General features: G+C 64.1%; 11 protein-coding genes. All 11 read left to right on the top strand.

All coding sequences use genetic code 11. The features are described from left to right. Positions 1 to 374: 374 nt before the first annotated feature. Genes tagH through BT204_RS02210 form a run of 11 tightly spaced genes read left to right on the top strand, consistent with a single transcriptional unit; the run spans position 375 to position 16,354 of the window. On the top strand, positions 375 to 1,703 hold the full coding sequence (gene tagH / locus BT204_RS02260; protein ID WP_072445648.1) for a type VI secretion system-associated FHA domain protein TagH: 1,329 nt from the start codon (positions 375 to 377) through the stop codon (positions 1,701 to 1,703). Between the two features lie 57 nt (positions 1,704 to 1,760). Beyond that, complete coding sequence (gene tssJ, locus BT204_RS02255) at positions 1,761 to 2,270, top strand: type VI secretion system lipoprotein TssJ (RefSeq protein ID WP_019818127.1); 510 nt, start codon at positions 1,761 to 1,763, stop codon at positions 2,268 to 2,270. 18 nt (positions 2,271 to 2,288) lie between these two features. Then, positions 2,289 to 3,623, top strand: coding sequence for a type VI secretion system baseplate subunit TssK (tssK, locus tag BT204_RS02250; RefSeq protein ID WP_072445647.1), 1,335 nt, complete (start codon positions 2,289 to 2,291; stop codon positions 3,621 to 3,623). A 6-nt stretch (positions 3,624 to 3,629) separates the two neighbouring features. Beyond that, the gene (locus BT204_RS02245; RefSeq protein WP_072445646.1) at positions 3,630 to 4,919 is read left to right on the top strand and encodes a DotU family type VI secretion system protein; all 1,290 of its coding nucleotides are present in this window, start codon (positions 3,630 to 3,632) and stop codon (positions 4,917 to 4,919) included. Next, positions 4,916 to 8,416 (top strand): type VI secretion system membrane subunit TssM, encoded by a 3,501-nt coding sequence (gene tssM, locus BT204_RS02240; protein WP_072445645.1) that lies wholly within the window; start codon positions 4,916 to 4,918, stop codon positions 8,414 to 8,416. Before BT204_RS02245 ends, tssM begins: the two co-directional genes overlap by 4 nt. Continuing rightward, the gene (gene tagF / locus BT204_RS02235; RefSeq protein ID WP_072445644.1) at positions 8,413 to 9,066 is read left to right on the top strand and encodes a type VI secretion system-associated protein TagF; all 654 of its coding nucleotides are present in this window, start codon (positions 8,413 to 8,415) and stop codon (positions 9,064 to 9,066) included. The genes tssM and tagF overlap by 4 nt, the downstream gene beginning before the upstream one ends. Then, positions 9,067 to 9,786 carry a PP2C family protein-serine/threonine phosphatase gene (locus BT204_RS02230; RefSeq protein WP_054919746.1) on the top strand — a complete coding sequence of 240 codons (720 nt, stop codon included), beginning with the start codon at positions 9,067 to 9,069 and terminating at the stop codon, positions 9,784 to 9,786. Further along, positions 9,783 to 12,761 carry a serine/threonine-protein kinase gene (locus tag BT204_RS02225; protein WP_054896047.1) on the top strand — a complete coding sequence of 993 codons (2,979 nt, stop codon included), beginning with the start codon at positions 9,783 to 9,785 and terminating at the stop codon, positions 12,759 to 12,761. Before BT204_RS02230 ends, BT204_RS02225 begins: the two co-directional genes overlap by 4 nt. Further along, positions 12,761 to 13,465 carry an ABC transporter ATP-binding protein gene (locus tag BT204_RS02220; RefSeq protein WP_072445643.1) on the top strand — a complete coding sequence of 235 codons (705 nt, stop codon included), beginning with the start codon at positions 12,761 to 12,763 and terminating at the stop codon, positions 13,463 to 13,465. The genes BT204_RS02225 and BT204_RS02220 overlap by 1 nt, the downstream gene beginning before the upstream one ends. Further along, positions 13,465 to 14,649, top strand: a complete 1,185-nt coding sequence (locus BT204_RS02215; protein ID WP_072445642.1) for an FtsX-like permease family protein — start codon at positions 13,465 to 13,467, stop codon at positions 14,647 to 14,649. The genes BT204_RS02220 and BT204_RS02215 overlap by 1 nt, the downstream gene beginning before the upstream one ends. Then, positions 14,642 to 16,354, top strand: coding sequence for a formylglycine-generating enzyme family protein (locus tag BT204_RS02210; protein WP_054919735.1), 1,713 nt, complete (start codon positions 14,642 to 14,644; stop codon positions 16,352 to 16,354). Before BT204_RS02215 ends, BT204_RS02210 begins: the two co-directional genes overlap by 8 nt. The last annotated feature ends 50 nt before the right edge of the window (positions 16,355 to 16,404 follow it).

The raw sequence follows: 16,404 nt of genomic DNA, 5'->3' as shown, positions 1-16,404 counted from the left end.
GGCCCGCTGGATGGCGGGCAATTCATGCACTAGTTGCGTAATGAACTTTGCATGTTTTCTTGGTCATACACTCAGCGCGCCACTACTGTGCCATCACTGATGTTCAAGAAGTTGTGCATTTTTGGTGTAGTACTTATGGCTTGTCAAGGTAAGCTATTCGCCCTCTGTGACAGATGTGCGGTGTTTAACAACCTGCGCGACTGGCGAGTCGAAAGGCGCGCCCAGAGCGGATTTTTGTCATGGAAGCCAGTTAAGATCAGCGATCATGCTGGTAAAAGCAGATTTTGGCGGTCGTTTGTACGACAGGACGGGACTCTCCAGGGCGGTGCTGCCTCCTGGGTAGACTGCGCGCGATGTATCAGCAAGGAGGCAAGATGTCGCTGTGTTTGACTATCACTAGTTATCACAAGATCACCCCTGGGCAATGCCCCGAAAAGTCCATGGATCAGGGCGTGATGGCTATTGGCCGCAGTTCTGACAATGACTGGGTATTGCCCGACCCTGAGCGTCTCGTCTCTTCGCAACATTGCGTTATTCAATACAAAGATGGCCGTTATTACTTGACCGATAACAGCACCAATGGTGTGGAGTTGGTCAAGGCGGGTATTCGTATGCGTCGGGGTAACAGCGAGCCGTTGCAAGATGGTGAGTTGATCCGCATCGGCGATTACGAAATCCAGGCGCGTATCGACTTCAACGTGCAGGCCATCGACAGCCAGCCATTTGCCGGTGACTCACCCAACAGCTTTGAAGCGCTGATGGGCGCCGTGGCGAGCCAACCAGCGCCCACACCGATGATCGCGCCGCAGTTCCAGGGCGCCTCGGCCATGGAAACCTTGCCAGACCTGTTCGACTTCCTCAGCCCCACCGCCGTGCCGCCGCCTACCGTGGCGGATCATGTGCCGTCCGAGCAACACGATTTTCGCCCCCCGGCTCCAGTGGCCGTACCGGCGCCCGAAAAGCCATTGGTGCAAGGCTCGGTGATTCCCGAAGACTGGGACCTGTTCAGCGACGCGCCCGCACCCGTCGTCAATGCTGTGCCCGCCCCAGCACCGATCATCCCGCCGCCGCCCGTGGTCGAGCCTGTTGCGCTCCCCGTGGCCAATGCCGAGCCACCACCGGACCTCCTGCAAGCCTTCCTGCGCGGTGCGGGCCTGGACCAGTTGCGCCTGGACAAAGCCGACGCCTGCGCGCAGATGGAAAGCATCGGCCGCAGCTACCGGCTGATGGTCGAGGGCCTGATCGACGTATTGCGCGCCCGTGCCAGCCTCAAGGGCGAGTTCCGCATGCAGCAGACAATGATCCGCCCCGCCGAAAACAACCCATTGAAATTCGCCCCGAATGCCGATGAAGCGTTACTGCTGTTGCTGCGTCATGGCAACCAGGCGTTCATGGCGCCGGACCTTGCCGTACGTGACAGTTTCGACGACCTGCGCGCCCACCAGTTGGCCGTGATGGCTGGCGTGGAAGCGGCGATCAAGCACTTGCTCACGCGCTTTGAACCGGCGCAGCTGGAGGAGCGCATGGGCAAGCCTGGCGGCCTCTCCAGTCTCTTCAATGGTTCGCGCCAGGCCCAGTACTGGCAGCAGTTCACCGAGCTCTACAGCAACATTTCCCGCGAGGCCCAGGACGATTTCCAGGACTTGTTCGGTCGTGAATTCAGCCGGGCCTACGAAGAACACAGTGCACGACAGCGACGCTGAAAACGCCTCGCACCAATGGATAAAACGGATAGCTAAATACGTCATTGAGGACGCAGGATGATTCCCAGGTTTTTACTCGCAGCCGCCACCGCGCTGCTGCTGACGGCGTGTGCCAACGACACTGCCAAACCCCAGGCGGCTGCCGAGGCCGAAGCTGACACGGCCGCCGTTGAGCTGCACTTTCACGCGATTGCCGGGCTTAACCCCGGTGCCAACGGCCAGGCCGCGCCGGTGCGGGTGCGCATTTTCGAATTGAAAAACGCCGCGACCTTTTCACGCTCCGATTACTTCGCCCTGGCTGACCGTGCGCAATCCACCCTCGGCCTCGACCTGCTGGACCAGGACGAAGTGATGGTGCAGCCCGGCCAGCAACTGAGCCTGCAGCGCGATCTCGACCCGTCCACGCGCCAGATCGGCTTGCTGGTGGGCTACCGCGAGTTGGACCGTGCGCAATGGCGCACGGTCATCAACGTGCCGCCGCGCCAATACAGCGAATACCAGATCAGCCTCGACGTGCATGCCGTGCGCGCCGACGTCGTGGCTTCCCCATCCAGCCCAGCCCAATAACAAGCAATCGGAGCCCCCATGTCCTGGAACAATCGCGTGGTCTGGTCGGAAGGCATGTTCATCGGAACGCAGCACTTCCAGCAGCATGACCGTTACCTGGAAAACCTGATCGACGCCCGCAGCCGCCCGTTGTCGGCGGGTGCCTGGGGATTCTCCGAGCTGCTGATCGACCAGGGCCTGCTGGCCCAGGGCAAGCTGGCGATCGTGTCGGCCCGCGGCCTGTTGCCCGATGGCACGCCGTTCAATATTCCCCAGGACGACCTGGCGCCGAGCCCGTTGAATATCGACGACAACCTGCGCGACGGCGTGGTTTACCTGGCCCTGCCGCTCAAGCGTGCCGGCGCCCGTGACACGGTGGACGAGGGCGAGGCCCTGGAAGCCGCGCGCTACGTGAGCCAGGTGCGTGAAGTGCGCGACGACAACGCCCCGTTCGAAAACCGTGCACCGGTGGCCGTGGGGTCGCGGGCGTTGCGCCTGCTGACGGCGCAGGACGGCATCAGCGACTACGCGGCCATCGGCCTGGTACGCATCAAGGAAAAGCGTGCCGACCGTGCGTTGGTGCTCGATGACACTTACATCCCGCCCGTGCTGGACGTGGCCGCGAGCAAACCGCTGACGGCCTTTCGCAGTGAACTGCTGGGCCTGTTGCACCAGCGTGGCGAAGCCCTGGCCGGCCGCGTGGTGGCCTCGGGCGCCGGTGGTGCCTCGGAGATCGCCGACTTCATGCTGCTGCAACTGGTCAACCGCGCCCAGCCGCTGATCCAGCACTTCAGCCAGTTGAGCCCGTTGCACCCGGAGCGCTTCTTCAGCGAACTGGTCAGCCTGGCCGGTGAGTTTTCCACCTTCTCAACCTCCAGCCGTCGCCCCCAGGAATACCCGCAGTACCAGCACGATGACTTGGCCCTGAGCTTCATGCCGGTGATGGCGGCCTTGCGTGAGGCGCTGTCGATGCTGATCGACAGCAAGGCCACGCCGATCCCGATTGTGGAGAAAGCCTACGGCATCCATGTGGCGATGCTGGCCGACAAGACCCTGCTCGACAACGCCAGTTTCATCCTTGTGGTACGCGCCGATGTGCCCGGCGAAACCCTGCGTGCGCGTTTCGGCCAGCAGAGCAAGGTCGGCTCGGTGGAGCACATTCGCGACATGGTCAACCTGCAACTGCCGGGCATCGGCCTGCTGCCGTTGCCGGTGGCGCCGCGCCAATTGCCTTACCACGCCGGCAGCACCTACTACGAGCTGGACCGTGGCAGCGAGCACTGGCAGCAGCTGAATAATTCCGGCGGTTTCGCCTTCCATATCGCCGGGCAGTTCCCGGGCTTGAACCTGGCCTTCTGGGCGATCCGAGGATAATTGGCGATGCATCCCAATGATGATGACCGCACCCAGTTCATGCCGCGCCCGGGTGGCCGAGGGCCTGCACCCGCGCGTGCCGAACCTGCGCCGCTGTCGATGCCGGCTGCGCCGATCCTCACCGGCAAGAGCCAGGGCCTCAACCCGCTGGAAAGTGCCGCCGGCCCGTTGCTGGCGTTGTTGACGCGGTTGCGCAACACCATCGCCCATCCCGCGCCAGCCAGCCTGCGTGCGCAGTTGCTGGCGTACCTGCGCCAGTTCGAAGAGCGCGCCGAAGCCGCCGGTGTGGCACGCAATGAAGTGCTGTTGGCCCGTTACGCGCTGTGCACTGCCTTGGATGAAGCGGTGCTGAGCACGCCGTGGGGCAGCACCAGTGACTGGGGTAAGCAGAGCCTGCTGATCACCGTGCACAACGAAGCCTGGGGGGGCGAAAAGGTTTTCCAGTTGCTTGACCACTGTCTGCAAAGCCCACGGGAACGCCTGTACCTGCTGGAGCTGTTGTACCTGTGCATGTGCCTGGGTTTTGAAGGGCGTTACCGGGTGATGACCGACGGGCGCAGCCAGTTGGAAGCCTTGCGCGAACGCACCGCCGCAGCGATACGCAGCGCCCGTGGCGAGCACGAGCGTGAGCTGTCGCCGCACTGGCGCGGTGTGACCGTGGCCCGTGATCGCCTGGCGCAATTCATGCCGCCATGGATAGCCGTGGCGATTGGCTTGGCCCTGCTGTTGGCGTTGCTGTTCGGCCTGCGCATGAAGCTGGCCTCGGACGCCGAGCCGGTGTTCAAGAATATTCATGCCCTGGGCGAGATCCCGGTGCAGGCCATCGACCGTCCGGTGGCGCAGCCCAAAGTGATTGAGCGCCCGCGCCTGGCCGGGTTCCTGGCCGATGACATCAAGGCCGGCCGCGTGGCGGTGGAAGACAAGGTTGACCGCTCTGTCGTGACCATTCGTGGCGATGAGCTGTTCGCCTCGGCCAGCTCCAGCATCGTCGATGACTACCAACCGCTGATGCTGCGCATCGCTGACGCCATTCGCAAGGTCAAGGGCCAGGTGCGTGTCACCGGGCACAGCGACAACCGCCCGATTGCCACGTTGCGCTTCCCGTCCAACTGGGCATTGTCCGAAGCCCGGGCCAAGTCGGTGCTGGAAATTCTCGCGGCCAAGACCGGCCAGGCCGAGCGCTTCAGTGCCGAAGGCCGCAGCGACACGGAGCCGTTGGCCACTAACAGTACTGTCGAAGGCCGTGCCCGCAATCGTCGGGTTGAAATCACCGTATTGGCGGAGGGCGTCGAGTGAAGGCGTTTTTCAGTTTCATGATTCGCTGGGTGATCCCCGTGCTGGGCCTGATTGCCCTGAGCCTGATCATCTGGTTTGTTGGCCCGCTGCTGGACGTGCTGGTGCCCGAAGGGCGCCGTTGGGCGCTGATCGTGCTGGTGTTTGCGCTGTGGGTGGCCTACCGCGTGTTCCGCATCATCCAGGCCCGTCGCCAGGCCGCCGAAGTGATGCGCAGCCTGGCCGCAGAAACCCCGGTCGACCCCAACAGCGTTGCGACCGCCGAAGAGCTGTCCACGCTGCGCCAGCGCATGGACGAAGCCCTGGCACTGCTGAAAAAGGCCAAGCTGGGCGGCGATGAGCGCCGCAACCTCTACGAGTTGCCGTGGTACGTGATCATCGGCCCGCCGGGCTCGGGCAAGACGACCGCGCTGGTCAATTCCGGGCTGCATTTCCCGCTGGCGGCGCAATTGGGCGCCGGTGCGGTGCGGGGCGTAGGTGGTACGCGCAACTGCGACTGGTGGTTTACCGACCAGGCCGTATTGCTCGACACCGCTGGCCGCTATACCACCCAGGACAGCAACTCCACGGTGGACAAAGCCGCCTGGCTGGGCTTTCTCGACTTGCTGAAAAAGCAGCGTTCCCGCCGGCCGATCGACGGGGCGTTTATCGCCATCAGCCTCTCGGATCTGCTGCTGGGCACCGACGCCGAGCGCGCAGCCCATGCCGCCGCGATTCGCCTGCGCATCCAGGAGCTGTATACGCAGCTGGGCGTGCGTTTCCCCATCTACCTGATGCTCACCAAGCTCGACCTGGTGCCGGGCTTCATGGAGTTCTTCGACAACCTGAGCAAGGAAGAGCGCGCCCAGGTGTGGGGCATGACCTTTGCCCTGGACGACGGCAAAAACAGCGACAGCCCGCTGGCGCACCTGCAAAGCGAATTCGCGGGCCTGGAGCAGCGTCTCAACGAACGCCTGGTCGAGCGCTTGCAGCAGGAACGCGACCCGGCACGACGCGACCTGATCTACGGCTTCCCGCAGCAGTTCGGCGCGCTGAAAGATTGCCTGCAAAGCTTCCTCGAAGGCGTGTTCAAACCCAACGCCTTTGAAGAGCGCGTGTTGCTGCGTGGCGTGTACTTCACCAGCGGCACCCAGGAAGGCAGCCCGATTGACCGCCTGATCGGTGCCATGGCCCAGAGTATGAACCTGGACCGCCAGCACCTGGCGCGCCAGAGCGGCACCGGGCGCAGTTACTTCATCGAAAAACTCTTCACCGCCGTGGCCTTTGCCGAGCGTGGTTTGGTGGGTGTGAACCCGAAGGTCGAACGGCGTCGCAAGTGGATTGCGCGTGGAGTGCTGGCGGCCACCGTCGCGCTGGTGGTGGTGGTCAGCAGCCTGTGGTGGGTGAGCTATCGCGCCAACCAGGCGTATATCGCCCAGGTCGATCAGAAGGTCGCGCCACTGGGCCAGACCGTACAGAACCTGAGCCCGGCACAACGGGAAGTGCTCGCCATGCTGCCGTTGCTCAACGCGGTGAAGAACCTGGCGGGGGATTCACCGAGCTGGTCCGAAGGGCTGGGGCTGTACCAGGGCGATATGCTCGAAGCCGAGTCCGCCAGCGTGTACCGCAAACTCTTGATCGCCGTGTTCGCCCCACGCCTGGTGACGCGTATCGAAGAGCAACTGCACGGCGGCGGCAACTCGGACTTTCTCTATGAGGGCCTCAAGGCTTACCTGATGCTCGCCGACACCGAGCATTACGACCCGGACTTCATCAAGGCCTGGATCGCCTTGGACTGGGACCGCAACCTGCCCCGCGACCTGCCGGCCGACCAGCGTCAGGCCCTGGCCGGGCACTTGCAAGCGCTGTTCGAACGCCATCCGCCGAGCGCGCGCCTGGACCCACGCCTGATCGACGACCTGCGTCGCCAATTGCAGCAATTGCCGGTAGCCCAGCGCGTGTACGACCGCGTCAAGCGCCAGAAACTGCCCGAAGGTATCCCGGACTTTCGTCTCAATGAGGCCGCCGGTCGCGATGCCGCACTGGTGTTCAGCCGCAAGAGCGGCAAGCCGTTGGGCGAGCCGTTGAGCGGTTTCTTTACTGCCAAGGGCTATCGCCAGGCGTTTTTGCTCAGCAGCCTGAACCAGACCGGCACCCTGGCCGAAGAGCAATGGGTGCTGGGCCATGAACAGGCCGACCAGCAGAACGTGGTGAGCCTGGCCGCCGACGTGCGCCGTTTGTACTTCCAGGATTACCAGCGCCAGTGGGACGCGTTGCTCGCCGACATCGACTTTGTGCCGATCACCAGCGTGGCACAGGCCGCCGATGTGCTGCGGGTGATTTCCGGGCCCACCTCGCCGCTGAAAAAGCTGTTGGTGGCGGTCGCCAGGGAAACCGACCTGCAAGCCGAAGAACGCCAACTGGCCGCCAAAGGCGTGCCGGTGGAAGGCGGCGTGGACAAGCTCAAGGAACGCCTCGGCAGTTTGCTGGGCGATGCGCAACCGACGGCGAATGCACCGGCACCGGCGGATGATCCGGTGACCGCGCACTTTGCCGAACTCAACAGCATCGTCAGCAAAAACGAAGGTGAACCGGCGGCCATCGACGGCCTGCTGTCGGACATGAATGCACTGTATGTGCAGGTCAGCGCCATGGTCGGTGCCAGCGGCGATGCCTTGCTCGGTGAGGCCAAGAACCAGGCGGCGGCTGCCGCCACGCGGGTTAGCCTGAACGCCGAGCGTCAGCCGCCGCTGGTGCAGGGCATGGTCAAGTCAGTGGTCAATTCCACCACCAACAGCATGATGGGCGGGGTGCGTAACCAGCTGAACGCGGCCTGGGTCAGTGAGGTGGTCAACGTGTATCGCCAGTCGTTGGCCGGGCGTTACCCGATGTCGCCGGGCAGTGCGCGGGACGCCACCCTGGATGACTTCGGCCAGTTCTTCGGCGTGGGCGGGGTGATGGACAACTACTTCCGCAAATACCTGCAGCCCTATGTGGACACATCGGCACAGACCTGGCGCTGGCAACCTGGGGCGGCGCAGAAGCTGGGGATTGCTCCTGGCGTGCTGCAAACCTTCCAGCGTGCGGCGTCGATTCGGGACGCGTTCTTCCGCTCCGGTGGCACCCAACCCATCGTGCGTTTCGAACTCAAGCCGGTGTCGATGGACCCTACCATCACTCAGTTCCTGCTTGACCTGGACGGCCAGCAATTGAGCTACGACCACGGCCCGAGCCGGCCGGTGGCGATGCAATGGCCGAACCCGGGCAGCATTGGCGTGGTGCGTATTTCCATCATGCCGCCGTCGGCCAGTGGTCGCTCCGGCATCACCCTGGACGGCCCGTGGGCCTGGTTCCGTCTGCTGGAGCAATCAGACCTCACCGCAGGCAACTCGCCGGATCGTTTCAACCTGCGCCTGCGAGTCGATGGCGCGAGCATCGCCTACGAGTTGCGCGCCAACAGTGCGTTCAACCCGTTCAAGAGCCGCGTGCTCAGCGGCTTCAGCCTGCCGGAGCGGCTATGACGGCCCTGGGTTTCTACGGCAAGTTGGCCAGCCGCGGGGACTTCGTCAGCCGCGCCTTGCCCCAGAGCTTTATCGGCCCGTGGGACAGCTGGCTGGCAGCGGGTTTGCTCGCCAGCCAGAACAGCCTCGGCGCTGACTGGCTGAATGCGTACTTGGTCAGCCCGTTGTGGCGCTTTGTGCTGGCGCCGGGCGTGTGCGGGCCGGATGCGGCGGCGGGCGTGGTGATGCCAAGCATTGACCGGGTCGGGCGGTATTTTCCGCTGGCGGTGGTGACCTTGCTGGATCACGACACCAACCCGGCGTCGCTGGTGGGCGGTTCGGACGCCTGGTTCGAGCAGGCTGAAACCTTGTTGCTCAGCACCCTCGACAGCGGCGCGACCTTCGAAAGCTTCAACGCCGGGCTCGACGAGTTGGGCTTGCCGGCCAGCGAGCCGCGGGCGGTGGACAGCCGTTTCGCCGGCCTGCAAAGGGTGGCAGCCACCGTGCCGCACCAGCGTATGACCGCACTGGCCGAACAGGCGTGCGAGGGCGCAAGCCTGTGGTGGGGGCGAGGTTCGCAGCGTATCTCCCCCGGTTTATTACGGTGCCAGGGCCTGCCTGCCGCCAGCGATTTTGCGCAGTTTTTGCTCGGACAAGAAGGTGTGGTGTAGATGGGCGTGACGTACGAATCCGCGAGCAAAAGCCATGTGGGCATGGTTCGCCAAGTCAACGAAGATGCCTTTCTGGACCTGCCGGAAAACCGCTTGTGGGTGGTGGCCGATGGTATGGGCGGGCACGCGGCGGGGGACTATGTCAGCAGCTTGATCGTCGACAGCCTGCGCCATGTGCCGCTGGGCCGCTCCCTGGACGAATACTCAGCGGCGCTGCGCAATGACCTGCTGCGCATCAACGCGGCCGTGCGCGAAGAAACCGCCAACCGTGGCGTGACCATGATGGGCAGCACCGTGGTGGTGTTCGCCGCGCGCGGCTTGCGCGGGGTGTGCCTGTGGGCCGGCGACAGTCGCCTGTACCGCTTGCGCGACGGCGTGCTGGAAAGCATTTCCCGCGACCACAGCTACGTGCAAGACCTGCAAGACAGCGGCCTGCTCAGCGAAGCCGACGCCCGCACCCACCCGCGCTCCAATATCGTCACCCGCGCCATTGGCGTTGAGGCCCAGTTGAACGTCGCCTCGGTGGACCTGTTGATCGCTCCCGGCGACAGCTATTTGCTGTGCAGTGATGGCCTCAACAAGACCGTCGAAGACCATGAAATCCGCGACGTGCTCAGCCATGACGCGCCGGATGAAATCGTGCGCAGCCTGGTGCACCTGGGCCTCAACCGAGGCGCACCGGACAACATCACCACCCTCGTCGTGAAGGTCTCGTCATGAACATCGTCATTCCGGGTTATGACATCGAGGGCGAGATTGGCGAAGGCGCCATGGCCAGCGTGTACCTGGCGACCCAGCGCTCGCTGGAGCGCAAGGTGGCGTTGAAGGTGATGGCGGCAGCGCTGGCGGCCGACCCGAGTTTCTGCGAACGCTTCCTGCGCGAGGGCAAGACGCTGGCGCGTTTGTCACACCCGCACACGGTGACCATCCATGACATCGGCAACGTCGGTGAGCTGTATTACATGGCCATGGAATACCTGCCCAATGGCACGCTCAAGGAGCGCATTGCTGCTGGGCTGACCCCGGAGCAGGGCGTGACGCTCATCCGCCAGATTGCCTCGGCCCTGGGCTATGCCCATGCCCAAGGGCTGGTGCACCGCGACGTCAAGCCGGCGAACATTCTGTTCCGGGCCGATGGCACGGCGGTGTTGTCGGACTTCGGGATTGCCAAGTCGCTGGACGATCGCACCCAATTCACCCAGGCCGGGTTTGCCGTGGGCACGCCGAGCTACATGAGCCCCGAGCAGGCGCGGGGTCAGGAGATCGATGGCCGCGCCGACCTCTACGCGCTGGGCGTGGTGCTGTATGAAATCCTCGTCGGCAAGCTGCCTTACAACGGCACCGATGCGCTTTCCACCGCTCTGGCGCATTTGACTGAACCCTTGCCGGAATTGCCGGTGCATCACGGGCGCTACCAGGGTGTGCTGCGCAAGTTGTTGGCCAAGGACCCGGCGGAGCGTTATCCGGATGCGGCAGCGTTGTTGTTGGCGCTGGATCAACTGCCTGCTGATGAATCGGATGCCACGCTGGTACGGCCGCTGCCGATTCCATTGAGCGTTGATCTGGCGGGCATCACGCCTGTCACCATCGACATTCCGACGGATAAACCGCAACCGCAGCCAATAGTGCGTCAACCGGTGGTCACGCCGACGCAGCACAATGCTCCGTCCGAGCAGCGCCGTGGGCCGGTATTGGCCTTGGCCGCTGTGGCGGTCGCCGTCGCGTTGGCCATTGGCGGCGCCAGCTACTGGTGGTTGAACGGCGGCGATGAACCGGCCAAGCCGCCAGCCGCCGTGGCGCCCAAGGTGACGCCGCCCGTGGCTGTCGCTGAAGTGGATGGCGGTCAGCGCCCGTTGCTGATGGCAGGCAAGAAAACCTTGTTCCAGCGTGTACTCAGCAAACCCGGCGCCCTGCTTTCAGTGGACGCTGGGAGCCCGCCGGGTAGAGCGCTGCCGGCGTTTTCCGTGCTCTACGTGTATCAGCGCAAAGAAGTCGATGGCAGCCCGTGGGTGCGCGTCGGCGCCGCTACCGATGGTCGCAGCGACGGTTGGCTGCCGGCCTCCCAGGTCAGCGACTGGAAACAAAGCCTGGTGCTCAAGTTCACCGAGCGCTCAGGCCGGGCGCCCGTGATGTTCCTGCGCCAGCCCGGTGAGGTGGAAAAACTACTGGCTGACCCTGCTGCAGCGAAAAGCGCCTTGGCCAAGGCGCAGAACAACCGAGAAGACAACCAGCAAGTCCTGGCCCTGGAACCCACCGCCAGCGCGGTGCCGCAGAACCAGTTCTACCTGTTGCCGATCTTCGATTCCAAAGAGAGCTTCGACGACAACGGCCAGCCGGTGCAGTTGCTCAACGTGGCCTCCATCGACCCAGGCAGCCGCGCCGCTGCCAGACCGGCCAGCCCGACGCTCAGCGCGAATGCCGACGCATTCCGCACGGCGGTGGTGCTGGTGGTGGACACCACCGTGTCGATGCAGCCCTACATCGACCAGATTCGCGACGTGGTGCATGAGCTACAAACCCGCATTGCCGAGCGCGGCGAGTTGGACAGCGTCAGCTTCGGCATGGTCGGCTTTCGCAGCAGCATCCAGAAAACCCCGGGCCTTGAGTATGTCGCCAAGACCCTGATCAGCCTCGACCAAGGTCGCGACCCGCAGCGCTTTCTGGATATGGCGCGCCAGGTCAAAGCGTCGACGGTGTCCAGCCACTCGTTCAACGAAGATGCGTTTGCCGGGGTGATGCAGGCAGTGGACGGCATGGATTGGTCCGGCTACGGCGGGCGCATCATCCTGCTGGTTTCCGATGCCGGCGCGCTGCGCAAGAACGACCCGTTCGCCGCCACCCAGATGAACGAAGCCGAAGTGCGCCAGGCGGCCCTGGGTAAGCAGATCAAGATCTATGCGCTGCACCTGCGCACTGATGCCGGCAAGAAAACCCATGCCGGCGCCGAGAGCCAGTATCGCGTTCTCACCGCCGACGCCAACCCGCAGATCGGCGACCTGTATACGCCAGTGCCAGGGGGCGATGTGCGCAAGCTGGGTGAGCGCGTCGATGAGATCGGCACGGTGTTCGCCAACCTGGTGCATCAGGTGCGCAGCAACACGCCGCAGCCCGTGCCGTTGCTCAGTGCCGCGCCGAGCCTGGCGGACAAGTCCGCCGCCGTCGGCTATGCCATGCACATGGACTTTCTCGGGCGCAAGACCGCGAGCCAGGCACCGCAATTGGTCAGCGCCTGGACCGCTGATCGTGACCTAACCAACCCGGCGCTGCCAGCGTTCCAGGTGTGCGTGATGTTGACCAAGCTGCAACTCAACGACCTGCAACAATCGTTGAAGTTGATCGTGGATGCAGCGCGCAAAACACAAAGCTCGCCCAAGGATTTCTTCCAGGAGATCGCCAGCGCCTCGGCCTATATGAGCCGCGACCCGCAGGCCCTGCGCAAGGGCGGCAACCTGGCTGACGGCGGCCTGCTCGGTGAATACCTGGAGGGCCTGCCGTACCGCAGCAAGTCGCTGAACATGACCCAGGACCTGTGGTTGTCATTGAGCGTGGCCGAGCAGGAGGACTTTATCGACGAGCTGGATTCGAAAATCCGCCTGTATGAAACCTTCCATAACGACGTGGCCAACTGGGTCCGTTTCGGCGATGCCGAACCGGGCGATGCGTTGTACCGCGTGCCACTGTCGACGCTGCCGTAATGCTGAACCTGAGTGCGGTGCACAAGAGCCGGGGCGTCGGTAGCCAGCGCTACAGCCTGGTGATCCCTGCGTTGCAGCTGGGCGCGGGTGAGCAACTGGCAATTGTCGGCCCCAGCGGTTGCGGCAAGAGCACCTTACTCGACCTGCTGGCGCTAGTGTTGGCGCCGGATCAGGTGGGGCAGTTTGCATTCAACCAACACGACATCGGCGCGCTGTGGCGTGCTGATCGGCAATCGGCGCTGGCCGCGTTGCGCAGCCAGCATCTGGGCTATGTGCCGCAGACCGGGGGGTTACTGGGGTTTCTGGATGTGCGCGGCAATATCGCGCTGTCGCGCCAACTGCTGGGCTTGCAGGACGACGGCCGCGTGGCGCGCCTGGCTGAGCAGTTGCAGATCAGCGATCAGCTGGCCAAGCGCCCGGCGGCGTTGTCGGTGGGCCAACGCCAGCGGGTCAGCTGTGCGCGGGCTCTGGCCCATGGGCCGCAACTGGTGCTGGCTGATGAGCCGACGGCGTCCCTGGACCCGCTCAACGCCGAGCGCGTGATGCAGGCGCTGCTGGCCCAGGCCCGCGAACACCGTACGGCCTGTGTGATCGCCACCCATGACGAACCGCTGGCCCGCGCCAGTGGCTTGCAGGTGCGGCGTATCAGTTGCCAGCGCGAACCAGACGGCGGCGTCACCGCAACCCTCGGGGAGGCGTGCTGATGCGCATCGGCCTGGTTGCTTCGCTTGCGTGGCAGGACTACCGCAACGATGGGTGGCTGTCGGCCTGTTCGGTGTTGGCATTGGTGGCGGTTATCGCGCCATTGCTGGTGTTATTCGGGCTGAAATTTGGACTGGTTAGCAGTTTGACCGAACGCTTGGAGACCGACCCCGCCAGCCGTGAAATCATCCCGTTGGGCGGTGGTCGATTCAGCGCGGCGTTTATCGCGCAGCTGGGTGAGCGCAGCGATGTCGCGTTTGCTGTGCCGCGCACACGGCAGATTGCGGCCACGGCGCAGGTGGGCACCTTGACCCTGGAAATGCTGCCGACTGCCGCAGGCGACCCGTTGTTGACAGGCTTGCCGATGCCCCACGGCCTGGACCAGATCGTGCTCAGCCATACCGCCGCCGAAAAGCTCGCGGCAAGGCCCGGTGATTGGTTGGAAACCAGCTTTGCGCGGCAAGTGGCGGGGCGCGTCGAGGCCCAGCGCACGCGGTTGCAGGTGCTGGCGGTGTTGCCGCTGGAGGCCTTCGCTCGCGAGGGCCTGTTTGCCGATCTGGCGTTGCTGGAGGCAGCGGAAGATTACCGCGATGGCCGTGCGGTGCCGGCGTTGGGTTGGGCCGGTGAAGCGGCGAGCGTGAGTGAACAGCGTATCTACCCGGCGTTTCGCCTGTATGCGCGCAGCCTCAGTGATGTGGAACCGTTGCGGGTGTATTTCGCCGGGCAGAACCTGTTGGTTTCAACCCAGGCGCACACCATCGCTCAAGTGCAATCGTTGAGCCGCAACCTGTCGATTGTGTTCTGGATCATCGCCGGGTTGGCGTTGGCCGGGGCGTTTGCGGCGATTTTCGCGGGGACCCTGGCGGCGGTGGCGCGTAAGCACCGTGAACTCTCGGTGTTGCGCCTGCTGGGGTTTTCCACCGCCGCGTTGTTGCTGTTTGTGCTGCTGCAAGCGCTATACAGCGCGGGTTTTGCCGCTGTGCTCAGCGTTGGGCTGTATGGCCTGGCTGAGGCGGCGTTGAACAAGCTTTTTGTGCAGGTGCCAGGCGAGTACGCCAGCCACCTGTTGGCGCGCCATTACGGCCTGGCCCTAGTGGCGGTGCTCGGCGTCAGTGCCGTGGCGGCCGCCTGTGGTGGTTGGCGGGTGGCCCGTATCCAGGCTTCTGAAGGAATCAGAGATGTATAAATTACTGGGCGCCTGCGTGGCGCTGAGCCTGGCCTCGCTGGCCTGGGCTGATGAAGCAAGTGACAAGCTCGACAACCCCAAGCCGCTGCCGGACGACGTGAGCCTGCCGCTGCCCTGCGAAGGTAACATGGTATTCCGCTACGCCTACATTCTGGCCCAGGGCACCCTGGATGACCGTGAAATCAGCCTGGGCTACCCCTTTGCCGAAGGCGAGGCGGGTTATCAGCAGTCGTTTATTTCCGGTTACCGCCGCGACTTCATCAACGGCCAGTTCACCCTCAAGGACTTGCCCAAGGACTGGAGCAAGGTCATCGCGCCGCAGATGCCGAAGACCGACGCCAAGACCCCGCTCAAGCCCATGCTGTACTTCATTGGCAAATACGAAGTGACTGCTCGCCAATACGCCCAGGTGATGGCCCAGGCGCAGTCCCTGGCCAGCGGCGAACCGGCGCCGGCGTGTGATGCGCCCACGGGCATGGCCGGGCGTTTGCCCAAGGTGAAACTGTCGCGCTTTGAAGCCGAGCGTTTCTCGGCGGTGTACAGCGCCTGGCTGATGAAATACCACCGCGAACTGCTGCCGGTGAGCGGGCGCGGTGCGTCGACCGAAGACGGTGGCCTGGGATTTGTGCGCCTGCCCACCGAAGTGGAATGGGAGTACGCCGCGCGCGGCGGCCAGGCGGTGAGCCGCCAGGACCTGGAAGGCCGGCTGTATCCACGGCGCGTCGAGGGCAGTGAAAGCGATGGCCCGCTGGCCGATTACGCGGTGTTCAACCAAGTGGCCGGCGGCACCGGCCAGGCAGCGCGGTTGATGCCCATCGGCACCAAATTACCTAACCCCATCGGCATGTTCGACGTGATCGGCAACGCCGCGGAAATGGTCCAGGAATCCTTCCAACTGGTACACGCTGGCCGCCGCCAGGGCACCTACGGCGGCTTTGTGGTCAAGGGCGGCAACTACCTGGAAGGCGAGGGCACGTTGTTCACCGGCATGCGCCGCGAATACCCGCTGTTTGCCGCTGATGGCACCGAGCAAAGCAACGAGACCACCGGTTTTCGCGTGGCGATTGGCGCGTTGTCGGCGCCGCGCTCGCGCTACAAGGAGCTGTTCGCCCAGTGGCAGAAGGAAGGCCGCCTGGCCGCGCTGACCGATGCCATCGACGACGCCCAGGACCCGACCAAACGCCTGGACAGCATCATCGCCGCCAGTGTCGATCCCAAGCTGCAAGCCGAACTGGGCCTGGTCAACGAAGAGCTCAAGCGCAACGTGTCGCTGATCGCCCAGCAACGCGAAGAAGCGGCGGGCAATTTGATCCAGTCGGCGGCGTTGGTGGCCGAGACCATCAGCAACTACAACATCCGCCTGGCCAACCTGCAGAAGAGTCGCCAGCAGGCGGTGGACAGCAAGGACGAGGCCAGCACGCAGCTGTTCGACATGGCCATCACCAATGGACGCAGCGCGTTGGACGGCGCGGTGGCGATTTACATCGACAACCTGGCCACCGGCACGCGCTACACCGATGCGGTGATCCAGGCGCAGTTTCAACGGATCAAGGAAGAGTTGGATCGCAAGCCAGTGCTCGGCAAGAGCCTGGTGACGCGCGCGACACTGTTCGTTCGCCATGTTGGCAACTACCGCAAGCAACAGCGGGCCGACCCGGCAACGATCTTGAAGGAATTGCTCGCAGCGAGCGGTCAGCGGTCTTGATCGTTGGCTGTCTAGCGAGCTTGGAAGGGACTCAGGCGGCGGTGGGCCGT

This window comes from Pseudomonas sp. NFPP02, from assembly GCF_900119355.1.
Lineage (GTDB): Bacteria > Pseudomonadota > Gammaproteobacteria > Pseudomonadales > Pseudomonadaceae > Aquipseudomonas > Aquipseudomonas paracarnis.
Note: the sequence above shows the minus strand (reverse complement) of the source record. Positions and strands in the feature narration are given on the sequence as shown.